General features: G+C 54.4%; 14 protein-coding genes. 10 read left to right on the plus strand and 4 right to left on the minus strand.

Annotation, left to right across the window (positions count from 1 at the left end):
• Positions 1–30: 30 nt before the first annotated feature.
• The 8 genes from TH63_RS00415 (at position 31) to TH63_RS00450 (ending at position 10,524) form a co-directional block, all read left to right on the plus strand.
• Complete coding sequence (locus tag TH63_RS00415; RefSeq protein ID WP_082161801.1) at positions 31–1,137, plus strand: arabinan endo-1,5-alpha-L-arabinosidase; 1,107 nt, start codon at positions 31–33, stop codon at positions 1,135–1,137.
• A gap of 81 nt (positions 1,138–1,218) precedes the next feature.
• A complete protein-coding gene (locus tag TH63_RS00420) occupies positions 1,219–2,394 on the plus strand; it encodes an aldose epimerase family protein (RefSeq protein WP_048919184.1) in 1,176 nt (391 codons plus the stop codon).
• A gap of 266 nt (positions 2,395–2,660) precedes the next feature.
• Positions 2,661–3,368, plus strand: a complete 708-nt coding sequence (locus TH63_RS00425) for an NUDIX hydrolase (RefSeq protein ID WP_048919185.1) — start codon at positions 2,661–2,663, stop codon at positions 3,366–3,368.
• 310 nt (positions 3,369–3,678) lie between these two features.
• Positions 3,679–5,478 carry a ribulokinase gene (locus TH63_RS00430; RefSeq protein ID WP_082161506.1) on the plus strand — a complete coding sequence of 600 codons (1,800 nt, stop codon included), beginning with the start codon at positions 3,679–3,681 and terminating at the stop codon, positions 5,476–5,478.
• Between the two features lie 6 nt (positions 5,479–5,484).
• Complete coding sequence (locus TH63_RS00435; RefSeq protein ID WP_048919186.1) at positions 5,485–6,183, plus strand: L-ribulose-5-phosphate 4-epimerase; 699 nt, start codon at positions 5,485–5,487, stop codon at positions 6,181–6,183.
• 66 nt (positions 6,184–6,249) lie between these two features.
• A complete protein-coding gene (gene araA, locus TH63_RS00440) occupies positions 6,250–7,749 on the plus strand; it encodes an L-arabinose isomerase (protein ID WP_048919187.1) in 1,500 nt (499 codons plus the stop codon).
• A 154-nt stretch (positions 7,750–7,903) separates the two neighbouring features.
• Positions 7,904–8,620, plus strand: coding sequence for a 3'-5' exonuclease (locus TH63_RS00445; RefSeq protein WP_053093711.1), 717 nt, complete (start codon positions 7,904–7,906; stop codon positions 8,618–8,620).
• Complete coding sequence (locus TH63_RS00450) at positions 8,617–10,524, plus strand: DUF294 nucleotidyltransferase-like domain-containing protein (RefSeq protein ID WP_048919188.1); 1,908 nt, start codon at positions 8,617–8,619, stop codon at positions 10,522–10,524. The genes TH63_RS00445 and TH63_RS00450 overlap by 4 nt, the downstream gene beginning before the upstream one ends.
• Before the next feature lie 385 nt (positions 10,525–10,909).
• Here TH63_RS00450 and TH63_RS00455 read toward each other — a convergent pair whose 3' ends face one another.
• The 3 genes from TH63_RS00455 to TH63_RS00465 all read right to left on the minus strand — a co-directional run bounded on the left by TH63_RS00455 (position 10,910) and on the right by TH63_RS00465 (position 13,647).
• Positions 10,910–11,590 (minus strand): HAD family hydrolase, encoded by a 681-nt coding sequence (locus TH63_RS00455; RefSeq protein WP_048919189.1) that lies wholly within the window; start codon positions 11,588–11,590, stop codon positions 10,910–10,912.
• Between the two features lie 139 nt (positions 11,591–11,729).
• Positions 11,730–12,698 (minus strand): transketolase family protein, encoded by a 969-nt coding sequence (locus TH63_RS00460; protein WP_048919190.1) that lies wholly within the window; start codon positions 12,696–12,698, stop codon positions 11,730–11,732.
• An 85-nt stretch (positions 12,699–12,783) separates the two neighbouring features.
• On the minus strand, positions 12,784–13,647 hold the full coding sequence (locus TH63_RS00465) for a transketolase (protein WP_048919191.1): 864 nt from the start codon (positions 13,645–13,647) through the stop codon (positions 12,784–12,786).
• Positions 13,648–13,920: 273 nt separating this feature from the next.
• On the opposite strand from TH63_RS00465, the gene TH63_RS00470 reads away from it, so the two are divergent.
• Positions 13,921–14,376 (plus strand): GNAT family N-acetyltransferase, encoded by a 456-nt coding sequence (locus TH63_RS00470; protein ID WP_048919192.1) that lies wholly within the window; start codon positions 13,921–13,923, stop codon positions 14,374–14,376.
• Positions 14,377–14,481: 105 nt separating this feature from the next.
• On the opposite strand, the gene TH63_RS00475 is transcribed toward TH63_RS00470, so the two are convergent.
• Positions 14,482–15,867, minus strand: coding sequence for an aldehyde dehydrogenase (locus tag TH63_RS00475; RefSeq protein WP_048919193.1), 1,386 nt, complete (start codon positions 15,865–15,867; stop codon positions 14,482–14,484).
• Positions 15,868–16,152: 285 nt separating this feature from the next.
• On the opposite strand from TH63_RS00475, the gene TH63_RS00480 reads away from it, so the two are divergent.
• Positions 16,153–16,629, plus strand: a complete 477-nt coding sequence (locus TH63_RS00480; protein ID WP_048919194.1) for a hypothetical protein — start codon at positions 16,153–16,155, stop codon at positions 16,627–16,629.
• The last annotated feature ends 34 nt before the right edge of the window (positions 16,630–16,663 follow it).

The raw sequence follows: 16,663 nt of genomic DNA on the forward strand, positions 1-16,663 counted from the left end.
GCCACAAAACGAATAAAGATGACAATGCTCATGAGGATTAGAATTACCTCCTTTTTCTTACTCCTGCTGGCCCTGACGGGTTGCGCCCAAACCAAGACTTCTCCCTCAGGTGCGCCAACCAACACCAATACTCCAGCTTCTGCGGGACAAGGGACTACGCCGTCCGCTGAGACCCAGCCGGCCAGCAGTCTCACCGTGCATGACCCGGTCATGGCCAAGCAAGGCAACACCTATTACCTGTTCAGCACGGGTCGCGGCATTTCAGTGTGGTCTTCTACGGATATGCAGAACTGGAAGATGGAGCAACCCGTGTTCGCCACGGCCCCGGCGTGGGCGGTAAAAGCGGTGCCCGGTTTCAAGGACAACCACATCTGGGCCCCGGACATCAGCTATTACAACGGGCAATACTACCTGTATTACTCCATCTCGGCCTTCGGGAAAAATACCTCGGCCATAGGCCTGGCTACCAACGTGACCCTGGACCCTACAGACCCGAAGTTTAAATGGGTAGATCACGGCAAGATCATTGAATCGGTGCCGGGGCAGACCAACTGGAACGCCATTGACCCCAACGTGGTAGTGGACGAGAAAGGCACGCCATGGATGAGCTTCGGGTCGTTCTGGGGAGGCCTGAAGCTGGTGCGGCTAAGCAAAGACCGGCTGTCCGTGGCCGAGGATATTACCACTTTTCCTACCATCGCCAGCCGGCGGAAAGGGTTGACCGTAAGTGCCAACCCGGCGCCATTGCCAGGCAATCCCGCGGGTGCGGGCGGCAATGCCATTGAAGCCCCGTTTATCTTTAAGAAGAACGGCTACTATTACCTGTTCGCCTCTATTGACTACTGCTGCAAGGGCGCCAAAAGCGACTACAAAATGATGGTGGGCCGGGCCAAAAACGTGCAGGGCCCTTACCTTGATAAGAACGGCGTGGCCCTGGACGCCGGCGGCGGCACCATCCTGCTGGAAGGCAACGCGGCCTGGAATGGGGTAGGGCACAACGCCGTCTATACCTTCGGCAAAACAGACTACCTTATTTTCCATGGCTATGACGCTACCCAGAACGGACGGCCCAAACTACGAGTAGAGAAACTGACCTGGGATAAGGAGAAATGGCCGGTGGTGGCATTGGCGCAGTAAGAGAACACATAGGGGCTGCGGAGGGTGTACCCAATCCGGAGTTTTTCTTTAAATTGTCCCCTTAACCCTCTGTCAAGATTTATGCGTTTCCTATCCAGATCTGTCTCTGCGCTTCTCGTTGGTGCCCTGCTCTTAAACGGCGCTTGTGCCCAGTCTATTTCCGGGCCGAAAACCAGCGTGAAAGTAGCTCCCGGCCAAACGGTGAGGTTGCCGGAACGGGCTAATTTCCAGCGGACCATTGATGGCAAGCAGACGGATCTGTACGTGCTCAAAAACAAGAATAACCTGCAGGCGGCCATCTCCAATTACGGGGCGCGGCTGGTAGGCTTGTGGGTACCAGATAAAGCCGGGAAACTGACCGACGTGGTACTGGGCTTCGGGACGCTGGATGACCACACCAAGGGCCCCGACGGATTTTACGGGGCCACTGTAGGCCGCTTCGGGAACCGCATCGCCAAGGGCAAGTTCACCCTGGAGGGCAAAGAATATACCCTGGATACTAACAATGGACCTAACCACCTGCATGGCGGCGCCAATGGCTTTTCAAGGGTGGTGTGGGACGCCAAACAGCCCAGCCAGAATACCCTGGAGCTCACCTATCTCTCTAAAGACCTGGACAGCGGGTACCCGGGCAACCTGTTGGCAAAAGTGACCTACACCCTCACCGATGCCAACGAACTGAAGATCACTTACCAGGCCACCACAGACAAAACCACCGTAGTGAACCTGACCAACCACAGCTATTTTAACCTGAACGGCGAAGGCAGCGGCACCATCTTAAACCACCAACTCCAGATCAACGCTGATCAATACACCCCCGTAGACGCCACCGCTATTCCTACGGGCATTGAACCGGTAGCCGGCACCCCCTTTGACTTTAGAAAAGCCCTGCCCATAGGCGCTAATATCGCGCAGCAGAACCAGCAACTGAAATTTGGCAAGGGCTATGACCATAACTACGTGCTGAACAGAAAAACCAAGTCCGGCCTGGAAACCGCGGCCACTATGATAGGTGATAAGACGGGCATAGTGATGGAGATCATAACCCAGGAGCCGGGCCTGCAGTTTTACAGCGGTAACTTCATGAAAGGGAATCACGCCCTTAAGTCTGGCGCCAGAGATGAATACCGCGCGGGTTTCTGCGTAGAGCCCCAGCATTTCCCAGATTCACCTAACCAACCTACTTTCCCCAGCACGGTCCTGAAACCCGGGCAGACCTATAAAACGGTGTCTCTGTACAAGTTCTCCGTGAGGTAAGAGAAAGACTGTTTTAGGGCCGTTTTCCGGAAAACAGGGCTAAAACGCAAAACTGGTGCGGCAGGCTAGTGATAATTTTCTGGTTTGGCGCCGCGTTCTTTTGTAGATGCGGGTTGGTTTGCTGGGTCAGCGCCTGAATTATTCTTTTCTTTGCCTTCCCTTGGGTCAAAGGGCAGGGCAAAAGCTGAGGAGCCAAGGGTGAAGAATGGGAGGGAAGTGGCCAGGTTCCTTTTAACAACAAAAGCGTACGAAAAAGTAGAAGCGCAATGATGAAGTATACAGGGCAGTCAAGGTTTCTAGTAGCCGTTGACTGTATCATATTCGGGTTTGACGGGGAGAACTTCAAGATTCTGTTGATCCAGCGGGGGTTTGCCCCTGAGAAGCAGAAATGGAGTCTGATGGGTGGTTTCATCCAACCCGAAGAAAGCCTGGAGGTAGGCGCCCAGCGCGTGCTCAAGCAGCTCACCGGCCTGGAAGGCGTGTACCTGGAGCAGATCAACGCGTTCAGTGAGCCTAGCCGTGACCCCGTGGAGCGCACCATTGCCGTACCGTATTTCGCCCTCATTGACATCCAGAAATACCAGGCCCAACTGAGCTCAGACTACCACGCCGAGTGGTTTCTGCTGAATGAGCGGCCCCAACTCATCTTTGACCATGAGCAGATGGTAGAGATGGCCAAGATGCGCCTGCGCTACAAAGCCGCCCTGCACCCCATCCTGTTTGAGCTGCTGCCTGAGAAATTTACCCTGCCCCAGCTCCAGACGCTGTATGAGAAGCTGTATGACACCACCTTTGACAAGCGGAACTTTAGTCGTAAAGTGTTATCTACCGGGCTGTTGGTGCGCCAGCCAGACAAAGACAAGGAGAATTCAAGAAAGGGTGCGTTCTACTTCAAGCTGGACAAAGAGAAGTACTATGACAACTTCCAGGCATTCCTGAAATTCATTCCTAACCCGGAGAAGTTCCTGCTCTAAGCACCCCTTCTTCCCTTTTTGCAGCGCTCCTGTTTCGGGGCCGTTTTTAAGAAAACGGCCCCGAAACAGGAGCGCTGCCGGTTTATACACCAATTGCCTTAAATGTGTTCGGCCTCCCTTAAGCCTTGCCCGGGATAGAGAAGATTCCTTTAAACAAAAATAAGTGTCATGAATACATTTTAAGCAAGCTTTTCGTTATTATTGTATTGTCTATTTCTGCGCCCGCTGCTGGCGCTTAAATTCGTAAAAGTTAGCGGAGAAAGTTGGGCAGTAGGGGAATAAGCGTTAATTTGACAGCAATAAGAAAGCTATGGCACAAGATATATTTGTAATTGGCGTAGACTACGGGTCAGATTCCGTGCGCTCGGTGTTGGTAAACGCCCGCAACGGCCAGGAAGTGGCGGCCTCTGTCTTTCATTACCCGCGCTGGGGCAAAGGACTTTATTGTGACGCCCCAGCCAATCAGTTCCGGCAGCACCCTTTGGACTACATAGAGGGACTGGAAAAAACCATCAAAGACTGTCTGCAGCAGGCCGGGGGGGAGTCCGTGGCCCGTCAGGTGAAAGGCATCTCCGTGGACACCACAGGCTCTACGCCAGTGGCCGTTGACAAGACCGGAACCCCGCTGGCCCTATTGCCGGGTTTTGAGGAAAACCCCAACGCCATGTTCGTGCTCTGGAAAGACCACACGGGCGTGGAAGAGGCCGCCGAGATTAACGCGCACGCCACCAGGTTCGATATCAACTATCTGCAATACGTGGGCGGTATCTACTCGTCTGAGTGGTTCTGGGCCAAATTGCTGCACGTGCTGCGCGAAGACGCAAAGGTGCGTGAGGCCTGTTATTCCTGGGTAGAGCACTGTGACTGGGTACCGTTTCTGCTGACGGGCGGAAACGACGTGTCTGAGATGAAACGAGGCATCTGCTCTGCGGGCCATAAATCGCTTTTCGCCGCCGAATTTGGCGGACTGCCGCCCAATGACTTCTTCGCTAGCTTAGACCCGGTGCTGGACGGTTTCACATCCCGCCTGTTCTCCACCGCCTATCCCGCCGACCAAGCCGCCGGCACCTTGAGCCAAGAATGGGCAGAGCGCCTGGGCCTGTCTACCGAGGTGGTGATAGGCGTAGGAGCCTTTGACGCGCATATGGGCGCCGTGGGCGGACAGATTGAGCCTTACCATTTGAGCAAGGTCATGGGCACTTCTACCTGTGATATGTTGGTAGCGCCTATGGACGAGGTGAAAGATACGCTGGTCAGCGGAATCTGCGGCCAGGTGCCGGGCTCCGTGATTCCGGGCATGATGGGCATGGAGGCCGGGCAATCCGCCTTCGGTGATACCTATGCCTGGTTCAAACGCATTTTGCTATGGCCGCTGCAGAACCTGCTGGAAGGTTCCAGCGTGATTGACGCTGCCACTGCCGAGGCGCTGGTAGAGGAGGTTTCTAACAAAATCATCCCGGAACTTAGCAAAGCCGCCGATGCCATTCCTTTGTCTGAGAACAACGAATTCGCCATTGACTGGTTCAACGGCCGCCGCACGCCAGATGCTAATCAGGTGCTGAAAGGCGCTATCTCGGGTTTGGGCTTGGGCAGTGACGCCCCGCGCGTGTTTAGAGCGCTGGTAGAGGCTACCTGCTTTGGCGCCAAGAAGATTGTAGACCGGTTCAATGAGCAGGGTGTACCCGTGAAAGGCCTCATTGGCCTGGGTGGCGTGGCCCGCAAGTCGCCGTTCATTATGCAAATGATGGCCGATGTGATGAACATGCCCATCCGGATCCATAAATCGGAGCAGACCTGCGCTATTGGGGCGGCCATGTTCGCGGCCACCGCGGCAGGGATCTACCCTAAAGTAGAAGACGCCATGGCGGCCATGGGCCAGGGTTTTGACCTGGAGTATTGCCCTAACCCAGCCAAAGCTCCTATTTACGCCAAACGCTACATAAAATACTCTGAGCTGGGAGGATTCCTGGACAGTCACAGCGCCCCCGCCAAACTAGAGGCGCTGGCAGATTTACCAGAGACCGGCACAAAGGCCCAACCCGGCCATACGCCCCAGGAAAACCAGGAACAGGAAGAGCTGCAGGATGTACCCGCCAGCGCTAACAACTAAGCACCCATGAGTTTGTACCAACATATCAAAGAGGAGGCTTACCATGCCAACATGCAGCTACCCAAGCTGGGGCTGGTGCTGTTCACCTTCGGGAACGTGAGCGCCGTGGACCGCAAGCTGGGCGTGTTCGCCATTAAGCCCAGCGGCGTGCCCTATGAAGACCTTACGCCGGAGAAAATGGTGATCGTGGACTTTGACGGAAATACCGTGGAAGGAACCTTACGGCCTTCATCCGATACCAAAACTCACGCTGTGCTCTACAAGCATTGGGAGAACATTGGCGGCATCGTGCACACGCATTCCACCTACGCCACCGCCTGGGCCCAGGCCCTGCGTGATATTCCCCTTTACGGCACCACCCACGCCGACCACCTCACCACCGACGTGCCCTGCGCCCCACCCATGGATGATGCCATGATCCAGGGTGATTATGAGTACGAGACGGGTTTCCAGATCATGAACTACCTGCAGGAAAAAGGCATGAGCTATGAAGAGGTAGAGATGGTGCTGGTAGGCAACCACGCCCCGTTCACCTGGGGCAAAGACGCCAAAAAAGCGGTATATAACAGTGCCGTGGTGGAAGAGATCGCCCGCATGGCGCTTCTCACAGAGCAGATCAATCCGCAGGTGCTCCGCATGAAAGACTCGCTCATCAAGAAACACTTTGAGCGTAAGCACGGCCCAGATTCTTACTACGGACAATAAGTCTTTACCCAGAAAATAACCTTATACCGGCGTTAGCCCCCAGGCCCGCCCATAGACGAAGAATTTATGATTGACCTGAAACAATACGAAGTCTGGTTTGTGACCGGCAGCCAGCACCTGTACGGCGAAGACACTCTGCGCCAGGTAGCCGAACATTCCCAGAAGATTGCCGCCGGCCTTAATGATGCTGAGCAGATACCGGTAAACGTGGTGTTCAAGCCCGTGGTGAAAACCACCGAGGAGATTTTCCGCATCTGCCAGGACGCCAACGTTACTGAAAACTGCGTGGGCATTATTGCCTGGATGCACACCTTCTCGCCGGCCAAAATGTGGATTGCCGGCCTCAAGATCCTGCGCAAGCCCCTGCTGCACCTGCACACCCAGTTTAACCGCGACATTCCCTGGAACTCCATAGACATGGATTTCATGAACCTGAACCAAAGCGCCCACGGCGATAGAGAATTCGGGTTTATGGTGTCCCGCATGCGCATGAACCGGAAGGTGGTGGTAGGCCACTGGGAGGAAGAAGCCGTGCGTGAGCAGATAAACGGCTGGAGCCGCGCCGCCTGCGGCTGGCAAGACTGGCAAGGCGCCAAGTTCGCCCGCTTCGGTGACAACATGCGCTACGTGGCCGTGACCGAAGGCGACAAAGTGGAGGCTGAGCTGAAACTGGGCTACTCCGTGAACACTTACGGCATAGGCGACCTGGTGAAGGTGATCAATGAGATGAGTGATGCCTCTGTAGACCAACTCACCCAGGAATACCAGGAGCGTTACGCCGTAATGGAGAATCTGCGCAAAGGCGGCCACCAGTACCAATCGCTGCGTGAGGCGGCCAAGATAGAACTGGGCCTGCAGGCATTCCTGGAAGACGGCAATTTCAAGGGCTTCTCAGACACGTTTGAAGACCTGCACGGCATGGTGCAGTTGCCCGGTATTGCGGCGCAGCGGCTCATGGCCAAAGGCTACGGCTTCGCGGGCGAGGGCGACTGGAAAACCGCCGCCCTGGTGCGCGCCATGAAAGTGATGGGCAGCGGCCTGAAAGGCGGCAACGCCTTCATGGAAGACTACACCTACCACTTTGACCCGGCCAACTCGCTGGTGCTGGGCTCGCACATGCTGGAGATTGACGAGTCCATCGCCAAGGACAGGCCGTCCTGTGAGATTCACCCGCTGGGCATTGGCGGCAAAGCCGATCCGGTGCGCCTGGTATTCAACGTAGCCGGCGGTCCGGCCCTAAACGCCTCGCTCATTGACATGGGCAACCGCTTCAGGTTACTGGTAAACACCGTAGAGGCCGTAGAACCCGAGCATGACCTGCCCAACCTGCCCGTAGCCCGCGTGCTCTGGAAACCGTATCCCGACATGAAAACCGGCTGCGCGGCCTGGATTCTGGCCGGAGGTGCCCACCACACCTGCTACAGCCAGAACCTCACCTCTGAGAACCTCCAAGACTTCGCAGACATGGCTGACATTGAGTGCGTGCACATTGATGAAGACACCCGTTTGCGCCAGTTCCAGAACGAACTACGCTGGAGCGAGATGTACTACCAGCTAAAACGCTAACCCTAAAACAGCATCGGCTCCCGGACCAACCAGGAGCCGATGCTGTTTTAGGGCCGTTTTTTAAAAAACAGGCTCAAAACGCACGTGCATTCTGCCATCGTTTACCTAAGTTTAGCAGTAAATAAAAAATATCCCTCAAGGCTGAAGAAATAGTGTGAAAGAGTATCTGCTGTTCATAGACATAGAATCCTCGGGCCTGCCCAAGCAATGGGACGTGCCCTATTCCCAGGAAGGCAACTGGCCGTACACGGTGCAGGTGGCCTGGGTTGTCTATTCCAAAGACCAGCAGGAGGTAAAGCGAGAGAACCATTTCATCAGGCCCCTGGATTTTGAGATAAGCGCCGAGTCCTTGGAAATCCATTCGCTCACGCATGAGTTCCTGCACGACAACGGCAAAACCCGGAAAGAGGTGCTGCTACTGTTGCAGGAAGATCTGCAGCGGTATCAACCCTTGGTGGTGGGCCATTTCATGGAGTTTGATTACCATGTGCTCAACGCCGATTATTACCGCGCCGGCCTGCCCAGCCCGTTTGACGGCCTGGACACCTTCTGCACCATGCTGGCGTCTTCAGAGCTGATGCGGCTACCGCGTAAACGCTACCTGAGGCTAGGGGAGTTGTACGGCTATCTTTTTCATAAAACCCTGGAAGACCAGCATGACGCTGTAGTAGACGCAGATGCCACCGCCGCCTGCTTTTTTGAGCTGCGCAAACGGCAGATCATCACCGAGGCCACCATTGCCCAGCAGCGGCTGCATACGTACTCCACCCAACCGGCGGCGCCTGCCCGTTCTACTTTCAAATTACCGGGTTGGCTATTGGGGGCGCTGGGCCTTTTGTTACTTGTCTTACTTCTTTTTTACTGGCTATGAACGAGCGTCTCAAATTTCTGAAGAGCGTAAAGCCTTTCCACCTGCTGGGCGATGACGTATTGTTGGGTGTGCTAGACCTGCTGGAGGAAGTAACCTATCCCAAAGACACGCTCATTTATCATCAGGAAGCCACCAAGCTGAGGGGCGTAGACCTGATTGTGACCGGCGAATATGAGTCGTTTTTCTATGACAGCGCGCAAAACAAGCGGGTGCTGGAGTACCACGGGGCAGGCTATTGCTACGGCGGCATCTCCATGCTGCTCAACCGCAAGAAATCGCTGCGCACGGTCATCGCCAAGAAAGGCACGGTGGTGTACCATTTGCCCAAGAAGGATTTCAGGGCGCTGGCCAAGTCCAGTGAAGGGTTTCTGCACCATTTCACGCAGGAGTTTGGGATACGAATGCTCAATGAGGAGTTCGCGCATTTTGTGAAACGCCCCACCTCCTTTGACGAAAACTACATTGCCACCGACCAGTTCTATTCCCGGCGCATTGAAAGCATAGAGTACCGGGATATTGTGACCTGCGCCAGCACCGCGCCCATTTACCAGGCGGCCCGCATCATGGCGCAGCACAAGACCAGCTGCCTTTTTGTGAAGAACGAGGTTGGGCAGATTGCGGGCTATATCACAGACATCACGCTCCGCGATAACGTGGTGGCCGCCCAGGAAGACGTGCGCGGACAGGCCCGCGAAATCATGGACAACCCCATTGTCTCCATCAGGAAAGACGCCTATATCTATGAGGCCATCCTTTTGATGTTCCGGACCAAGACCCGCTACCTGCTCATTGAGGAAAACGGACAGTACGTGGGCATGATCAGCCGGAGTAAACTCTTGAGTGACCAGGCCCAGTCGCCGTTCGTGTTCATCCAGTCGGTGAAATTGGCGCGGTCTGTCAATGAATTGAAGGCCCGGTGGGAGCGGGTACCTGAAATTGTGATGCAATTGCTCTTGCGCGGCGCCAAATCTGAGATCATCAACCAGGTGATCACCACCGTGGCCGATACCATTGCCCAGAAGGTGATAGAAGAGGTGATTGCCATCATTGGTCCGCCGCCGGCCAAGTTCGTGTTCATGGTGCTGGGCAGCGAGGGCCGCAAGGAGCAGACCCTCAAAACCGACCAGGACAACGCCATTATCTATGAAGACAAAGCCAACGAGCAGCGCGAACTGGTGCGGGCCTATTTTCTGAAACTGTCTGACATGGTGTCTGAACGGTTAGATACCATTGGCTTCAGTTACTGCACCGGCGGCTACATGGCCAAGAACCCCAAATGGACGCACTCGCTCTCGCACTGGAAACGCAACTATGAAGGCTGGATGCAGGAACTGGTTCCCGAGACGGCCATCCAATTCTCCACCTTCTTTGACTGCCGCTACCTCTACGGCGACTTCGCCATCATGCAGGAGTTGGTGGGTTTTCTGGACCAGAAGCTGCAGGAACCCATGCCGCGGCTATTCTACTACATGGCCAAAAACGCCCTGCAGTACGAGCCGCCCCTTACCTTTTTCAACAACATCAAAACATTCACGGTGGGCACCCAAAAGGTCTTCGACCTTAAGAAAGCCATGACCCCCATTGTAGATATGGTGCGGGTGTACGCCCTGCAGAACCGCATCTTCAAAACCAACACCGGCGAACGCATCCAGGCCTTGAGAGACGCCGGGGTCTTCACCGAGGTGCAGAGCCAGGAACTCCTGCAGTCTTACTACTACCTCATGGGCCTTCGGCTACGCAAACAGGCCAGCCAGATCATGAACGACAAGGCTCAGCCGGATAATTACCTGGACCTTAACAGCCTCACCAAGATTGAACAGGTCACGCTTAAGGAAATTTTCAGAACCATCAATGATTTCCAGCTAGGCATTAAGGTACAGTTCACCAATAACCTGTTCGGGTAAACAAATGTGCTAAGGCTGTTTCGGGCCTGTTTTTCTAAAAACAAGCGTGAAACGGGGTTTAGCTTTTTCGATTAGAGAGGGGCCAAGTTTAGGTTGATTGACAAAGGTATTTTCTTGTATGGATCGGATTTACTTCCGTGACTTTCTATCGTTAGTCACGGAAGTAAATCCGATCCATAGTCCTCTCCTGTGTAAACACTCCTCTGCGCCCCCTCAAGGGGAGAGTCTGCGTTGAGTAGGAGGTATTGAGCTTTGGGGCTGTTTTTCAGAAAACAGCCCCAAAACGGATTTTAAGATTTCTCCTGGTTCAAGTTTTCAACTTGGACCTATAAAGGCCGGAAGTTTGCAACTTCCGTGCGGCGCCAGCCGCAACCCAGGCTTTCCGTTACTTTCCCTTCCCAGAGAACAATTGCTCCAGCATAGGGTCTGTGTAATCCTCAATAAACCCGATGATATTAGACAAGCCCGAGAATTCCTCTTTGCTGTGCATGGTGGTGATGACCAGGCAGTCCATGCCGGCGTTTTGGGCGGCTTCCACGCCTTTGGGCACGTCTTCAAACACCAGACATTTCTCTGGGGTAACGCCCAAGCCTTCGGCGGCTTTCAGAAAGGTCTCGGGGTGCGGTTTGCTTTTGGTCACCTCATCTGCAGACACCAGGGCATTGAAATAGGACCTTATATCCAGGTTATCTACCACAAAGTCAATGTTGAACATGATGGCCGCCGAGGCGATGGCCATCTGGATGTCATGGTCGGCGGCTTTGGTCAGGAACTGGTCCAGGCCATTGATGAGCCGCAGGTGGTCTATGTATTCGCGCTGGTAGATTTTCTCCTTCTCCAGAGAGAGCTTGTCTGCCTGCTCCGGGGTGAAATGGTCATCGCCGAATAGGCGGGCCAATACTTCAGAGTTCTTGCCGTACATCTGCTTCTTTACCTGGTCATAGGTGAGGGAGGCCTGCAGTTTCTGGGTGAGTATCTGGTGCCAGGCCTGGGTGTGGAATTCCATGTCATCAATCATGGTGCCGTTCATGTCAAACAGAAAGGCTTGGTAAGCGGGGGTATTCATATGCGTAAGATTTTTGGTCAAGGTACAGGATACAGGCGTCACTTAAAAAAAAACGGGCTCCAGAAGAGCCCGCCTTTCCCTTAATCCTTTTTTATTTTCTATGTACAGGCGGCAGACAGGGCTGCGCCAGGAGCGTCATTTATTTAGCCAGGGCTTTCTTACGCTCCAACACTTTCTGCACGGCAGATACAATGTGCGCATCATCCAGACCGTACTTTTTCATGAGTTGCTCCGGCGTGCCGCTCTCCCCGAAGGAGTCGTTCACGGCCACGTATTCCATGGGCAACGGCGTATTCTTGGCCAGCACCTGCGCAATGCTGTCGCCCAGGCCGCCCAGGCGGTTATGTTCCTCGGCAGAAACCACGCAACCCGTCTTGGCCACCGATTTCAGGATGGCTTCCTCGTCCAGGGGCTTAATGGTGTGAATGTTGATGATCTCCGCGGAGATGCCTAGCTCTGCCAGTTTCTCACCGGCTTTAATGGCTTCCCAGACCAGATGGCCCGTGGCGAAGATGCTCACGTCGGTGCCTTCATTGACCATCCAGGCCTTACCTATCTCAAACTCCTGCTCTGGGTCTGTGAACACCGGCAGCACCGGCCGCCCGAAACGCAGGTACACCGGGCCCCGGTGCTCGGCAATGGCAATGGTGGCAGCTTTGGTCTGGTTGTAGTCACAGGGGTTAATGACGGTCATGCCGGGCAGCATTTTCATCATGCCAATGTCTTCCAGAATCTGGTGGGTGGCGCCGTCTTCGCCCAGCGTAAGGCCGGCGTGCGAGGCGCAGATCTTCACGTTTTTGTCTGAGTAGGCAATAGACTGCCTGATCTGGTCATACACGCGGCCCGTGGCAAAATTAGCGAAGGTGCCCGTGAACGGAATCTTGCCCCCAATGGTCATGCCGGCGGCAATGCCCATCATGTTGGCCTCGGCAATGCCCACCTGCACAAAGCGCTCCGGGAATTCCTTGATGAAGTCGGCCATTTTAAGGGAGCCCACTAAATCGGCGCACAGCGCCACTACGTCCTTGTTACGGCGGCCGGCCTCCAGTAAGCCCGCGCCAAAGCCCGAGCGGGTATCTTTTGATTCTGTGTAGGTATATTTTTTCATGAATAAAATCTCAGAGATGGATAATGGGTTAGAGTTGCGTTTTAGGCCTGTTTTCAGAAAAAACGGGCTTAAAACGGAAGGGCTGCTAATAATCCTGGTGGTTAGAGATCAGTTGCAGTAAGGCCTGCTCCAGTTGCTCGTCATTGGGCGCCACGCCGTGCCATTTGTGCGAACCCATCATGAAGTCCACGCCGTGGCCCATGTTGGTTTGCATGAGAATCATGATGGGTTTGCCTTTGAAGGTTTTGGCCTTGGCCAGTTCCAGCACCCGTATGATGTCAACCAGGTCATTGCCGTTCATCTCCAGTACGTCCCAGCCAAAAGCTTCCCACTTGGCGCGCAGGTTGCCCAGGGCCAGTACCTTGTCTGTGGGGCCGTCAATCTGCTGGCCGTTCACGTCAATGGTAGAGATGAGGTTGTCTACTTTGTTGTGCGGCGCAAACAGGGCCGCTTCCCATATCTGGCCTTCCTGCAACTCGCCGTCGCCGTGCAAGGTGAAGACCAGGCCGTTGTCGGCGTTCAGTTTCTTGGTGAGGGCAGCGCCAATACCCACAGAAAGGCCCTGACCCAATGAGCCGGAGGCAATGCGCACGCCCGGCAAGTCTTCATGGGTGGTAGGGTGGCCCTGCAGGCGGGAATCCAGCTTCCGGAAGGTCTTGAGCTCCTTCACGTCAAAGTAACCAGACCGCGCCAGCACGCTGTACCACACCGGCGAGATGTGGCCATTGGACAAAAACAACAGGTCCTCGCCGGCCCCGTCCATGTCAAAGCTGGGGTTGTGGTTGAGGATGCGGAAATAGAGCGCCACAAAAAAATCGGTGCAGCCCAAAGAACCGCCCGGGTGACCCGACTGGCAGCCGTGCACCATGCGCACTATATCTCTCCGGACCTGCTTGGCCACCTGTTCCATTTCTTCCAGGGGCATTATCTCTTTTACTTCTGCTTGCATGTAGTTATTAGTTTGGCTCCCGGGGGAGAATGATGGTTCGGCTAATCTCTGACTTATAACCGCTCCCCTAATAAAGCGGGTGAGTATTACTTATTATAAGTGTCATGATTACAATTAAATATAATATATCTTTCTTTATCTACCTGCTGTAATAATAAGAAATATTTATGCCAACGTTGGCATAAGTTTTAAAAAAACATTGTTGGCTGGTTTAGAAAGACCAATAGGAGAATAATTGGCGCTTAAAACAGGAAGCCGTAGCTTAGCGGTATTATGGAGTTTCAAATATTGACCAAGGCCTTTGCAGACCTGACCCCGCAAGAGCTGTATGACGTGCTGCAGTTGCGGAGCGCGGTATTTGTGGTGGAGCAGAACTGCGTTTTCCTGGACCCGGACGGGCTGGATGCCGCCTGTCATCACGTGCTATTTTACCGGGACGGGATTCTGGAGGCGTATTCCCGGCTAGTGCCGGCTGGGGTATCTTACCCGGGTATCATGTCTATTGGGCGCATTATCACCAGCGCCGCCGTGCGGGGAACCGGGGTAGGCGAGAAACTGGTGCAACGCTCCATTGAGGAAGCGTTCCGAATTTTCGGGCCGGGGCCTATTAAGATTGGGGCGCAGCTATACGCCAAGAAGTTCTATGAGCGGTTCGGGTTTGAGCAGTCCAGTGAGGTATATGACGAGGACGGCATTGACCACATCAAGATGATTCGGCCGCAGCCGTAAACCAAAAGGCAATTTCATAAAAAGCCGTTTTGAGCCTGTTTTTCTGAAAACAGGCCCAAAACGGCTTTCCTTTTATGGGTGGGTTTTACCCGTAAGGCTCTTCGGCTACAGCCATTTGAAAGCCCGTTTCATCCAAGTAAGTTTCTGGGCATACGGTGGGTAGCGCAGCGGAATGTCTGGGTTGGAGGGTTTCTTCAGAACGCTTTTTTGGTGCGAGAACGCGTCAAAGCTGGCCTTGCCGTGGTAATTGCCGTTTCCGCTGGGGCCCACGCCCCCGAAGGGCAGATGCGGGTTGGCCAGATGGGAGACCGTGTCATTGATGCAGGCACCGCCCGAGGACGTTTGCGTGAGCACCTGTTCCTGGGCGTCTCGGTCTTTGGAGAAGAAATAGAGCGCCAGAGGCTTGGGCTGGGCGTTGACCATCTCTATGGCCTGGGCCAGCGAAGAATAGGTTAAGACCGGCAGCAAGGGCCCGAAGATCTCTTCCTGCATGATAGGGTCTTGCCAGGAAACGTTCTGCAGGAGGGTGGGAGCAATGTAAAAGGTACTCTCATCGGTTTCGCCGCCGGCGTAGATCTGGGTGCCGGTTAGCAAGCCTTTTAACCGCTGGAAGTGCCGTTGGTTAATGATGCGGGCAAAGTCGGGGCTCTGGGCGGGGGTGGGGCCGTAGAATTGAGTAATGGCCTGGGCCAGTTGTTCCAGCAGTTGGGGCGCTACGTTTTCCTGCACCAAGATGTAATCAGGGGCCACGCAGGTCTGGCCGGCATTGATGAATTTTCCCCAGACAATACGTTTGGCAGTGATGGCCAGGTCGGCGGTGGCGTCTACTAGGCAGGGGCTTTTGCCGCCCAGTTCCAGGGTAACGGGGGTGAGGTGTTTAGCGGCGGCCTGGGCCACAATCTTGCCCACTGCGGTGCTGCCGGTGAAGAACATCTTGTCAAAGGGCAGGTCCAGCAGCGCCTGGCTCACCTCGGGCCCGCCCTGCGCCACGGTAAGGTATTCCGGCGGGAAGTGCTCCTGCACCATGCGGGCAATGAGCTGGCTGGTGGCCGGCGTCATCTCAGAGGGCTTGAGAATAGCGCAGCAGCCGGCGGCTATGGCCCCAATCACCGGCGACAGCGTTAACTGGAAGGGGTAGTTCCAGGCGCCAATGACCAGGGCCACGCCATAGGGTTCTGCGTAAATGGCGTCTGTAGACGGGAAGTTCAGGAAGCTGGACTTCACCTTTTTGGGTGCCACCCACTGGCGCAGGTACTTCAAAATGAATTTGATCTCAGAGAGCAGAATGGCAATCTCAGTGGCGTAGGTCTCAAAGGCGGGCTTCCCGAAGTCCTCGGCCAGCGCCCTGGTAATGGCTTCTTCCTCTTTTTCAATGACGGTCTTCAAGAGCCGCAGCATCTGCTCCCTGAACGCCAGCGGACGGGTATGGCCGGCCCTGAAAAATTCTTTCTGGCGCGCAAAAGCGGCGGCAAGGTCCTGGGGTTGGGTCATGGGCAATGTCTTGGGTAAGTTTCTAAGGAAGTATACTCCATTTGTGGCTAAAAAGACAGCTTACCCGGTAGAAACGAAGATTCTATGCTGAAAATAACCGGTAATAAATTTTAGCAATACCAGAAATGCGTTTTTGCCCTACTTTTGCAAAAACGGCCCCAAAACGAGAAAAGGGTTTTAAAGTTTCGTGTTTTTTGAAGCTACTTTTTTAGTGAGTTTCGTAAAAAGGAGACCGCTTGTTTCGGGACCCCAGTACCATTTTAGACAGACTTAAACAGAACAGACATGGCACCACGCGGAAGTTTTGACGACGAATACGGTTATGACGAGGACGACCTTAAGAACAGCCATTTTGATGATGAGTTCTCCTTGGATGACGACGAGGATGATATCTTAGGAGTAAGAGGCGGCTTTGGCGCAGACGATGACGAGGAGGTGAACCTTCCGTATGAAGGGGAACTGTTCAATGAAATGCTGAGCAAACTGCACGGCACCCTGATCATGTACGGCGAAGACGACCCCCAGCTCATGGATCTGCAGGCCGAGCTCCTGCAGATAGACGCTGACAAGCTAGGCACTGCCACAGATGATATGTTCTATCTGGAGGAAGCCAGCCAGATTGCCAAAGTGCTCAAGAAACATATCAACGCCTCACCCAAGGTGAAAGAGATCCATGACAACTTCATGAAGGACATTGTGCGCTTTAGTGATGAATCTGCCGAAGGCCACCCCGGGGACTATTACCTGGAAGACGAAGACTAGCACTATCTGTTTCCTGCAAGGGAAGTCTTAATAC

It is taken from the genome of Rufibacter radiotolerans, assembly GCF_001078055.1.
Taxonomy (GTDB): Bacteria; Bacteroidota; Bacteroidia; order Cytophagales; family Hymenobacteraceae; genus Nibribacter; species Nibribacter radiotolerans.

Excerpts from the sequence above, each read along its gene's own strand:
- TH63_RS00470 (WP_048919192.1), top strand. The coding sequence starts at position 13,921 with ATGGAGTTTCAAATATTGACCAAGGCCTTTGCAGACCTGACCCCGCAA.
- TH63_RS00455 (WP_048919189.1), bottom strand. The coding sequence starts at position 11,590 with ATGAATACCCCCGCTTACCAAGCCTTTCTGTTTGACATGAACGGCACC.
- TH63_RS00430 (WP_082161506.1), top strand. The coding sequence starts at position 3,679 with ATGGCACAAGATATATTTGTAATTGGCGTAGACTACGGGTCAGATTCC.
- TH63_RS00480 (WP_048919194.1), top strand. The coding sequence starts at position 16,153 with ATGGCACCACGCGGAAGTTTTGACGACGAATACGGTTATGACGAGGAC.
- TH63_RS00425 (WP_048919185.1), top strand. The coding sequence starts at position 2,661 with ATGATGAAGTATACAGGGCAGTCAAGGTTTCTAGTAGCCGTTGACTGT.
- araA (WP_048919187.1), top strand. The coding sequence starts at position 6,250 with ATGATTGACCTGAAACAATACGAAGTCTGGTTTGTGACCGGCAGCCAG.
- TH63_RS00465 (WP_048919191.1), bottom strand. The coding sequence starts at position 13,647 with ATGCAAGCAGAAGTAAAAGAGATAATGCCCCTGGAAGAAATGGAACAG.
- TH63_RS00415 (WP_082161801.1), top strand. The coding sequence starts at position 31 with ATGAGGATTAGAATTACCTCCTTTTTCTTACTCCTGCTGGCCCTGACG.
- TH63_RS00475 (WP_048919193.1), bottom strand. The coding sequence starts at position 15,867 with ATGACCCAACCCCAGGACCTTGCCGCCGCTTTTGCGCGCCAGAAAGAA.
- TH63_RS00435 (WP_048919186.1), top strand. The coding sequence starts at position 5,485 with ATGAGTTTGTACCAACATATCAAAGAGGAGGCTTACCATGCCAACATG.
- TH63_RS00450 (WP_048919188.1), top strand. The coding sequence starts at position 8,617 with ATGAACGAGCGTCTCAAATTTCTGAAGAGCGTAAAGCCTTTCCACCTG.
- TH63_RS00460 (WP_048919190.1), bottom strand. The coding sequence starts at position 12,698 with ATGAAAAAATATACCTACACAGAATCAAAAGATACCCGCTCGGGCTTT.
- TH63_RS00420 (WP_048919184.1), top strand. The coding sequence starts at position 1,219 with ATGCGTTTCCTATCCAGATCTGTCTCTGCGCTTCTCGTTGGTGCCCTG.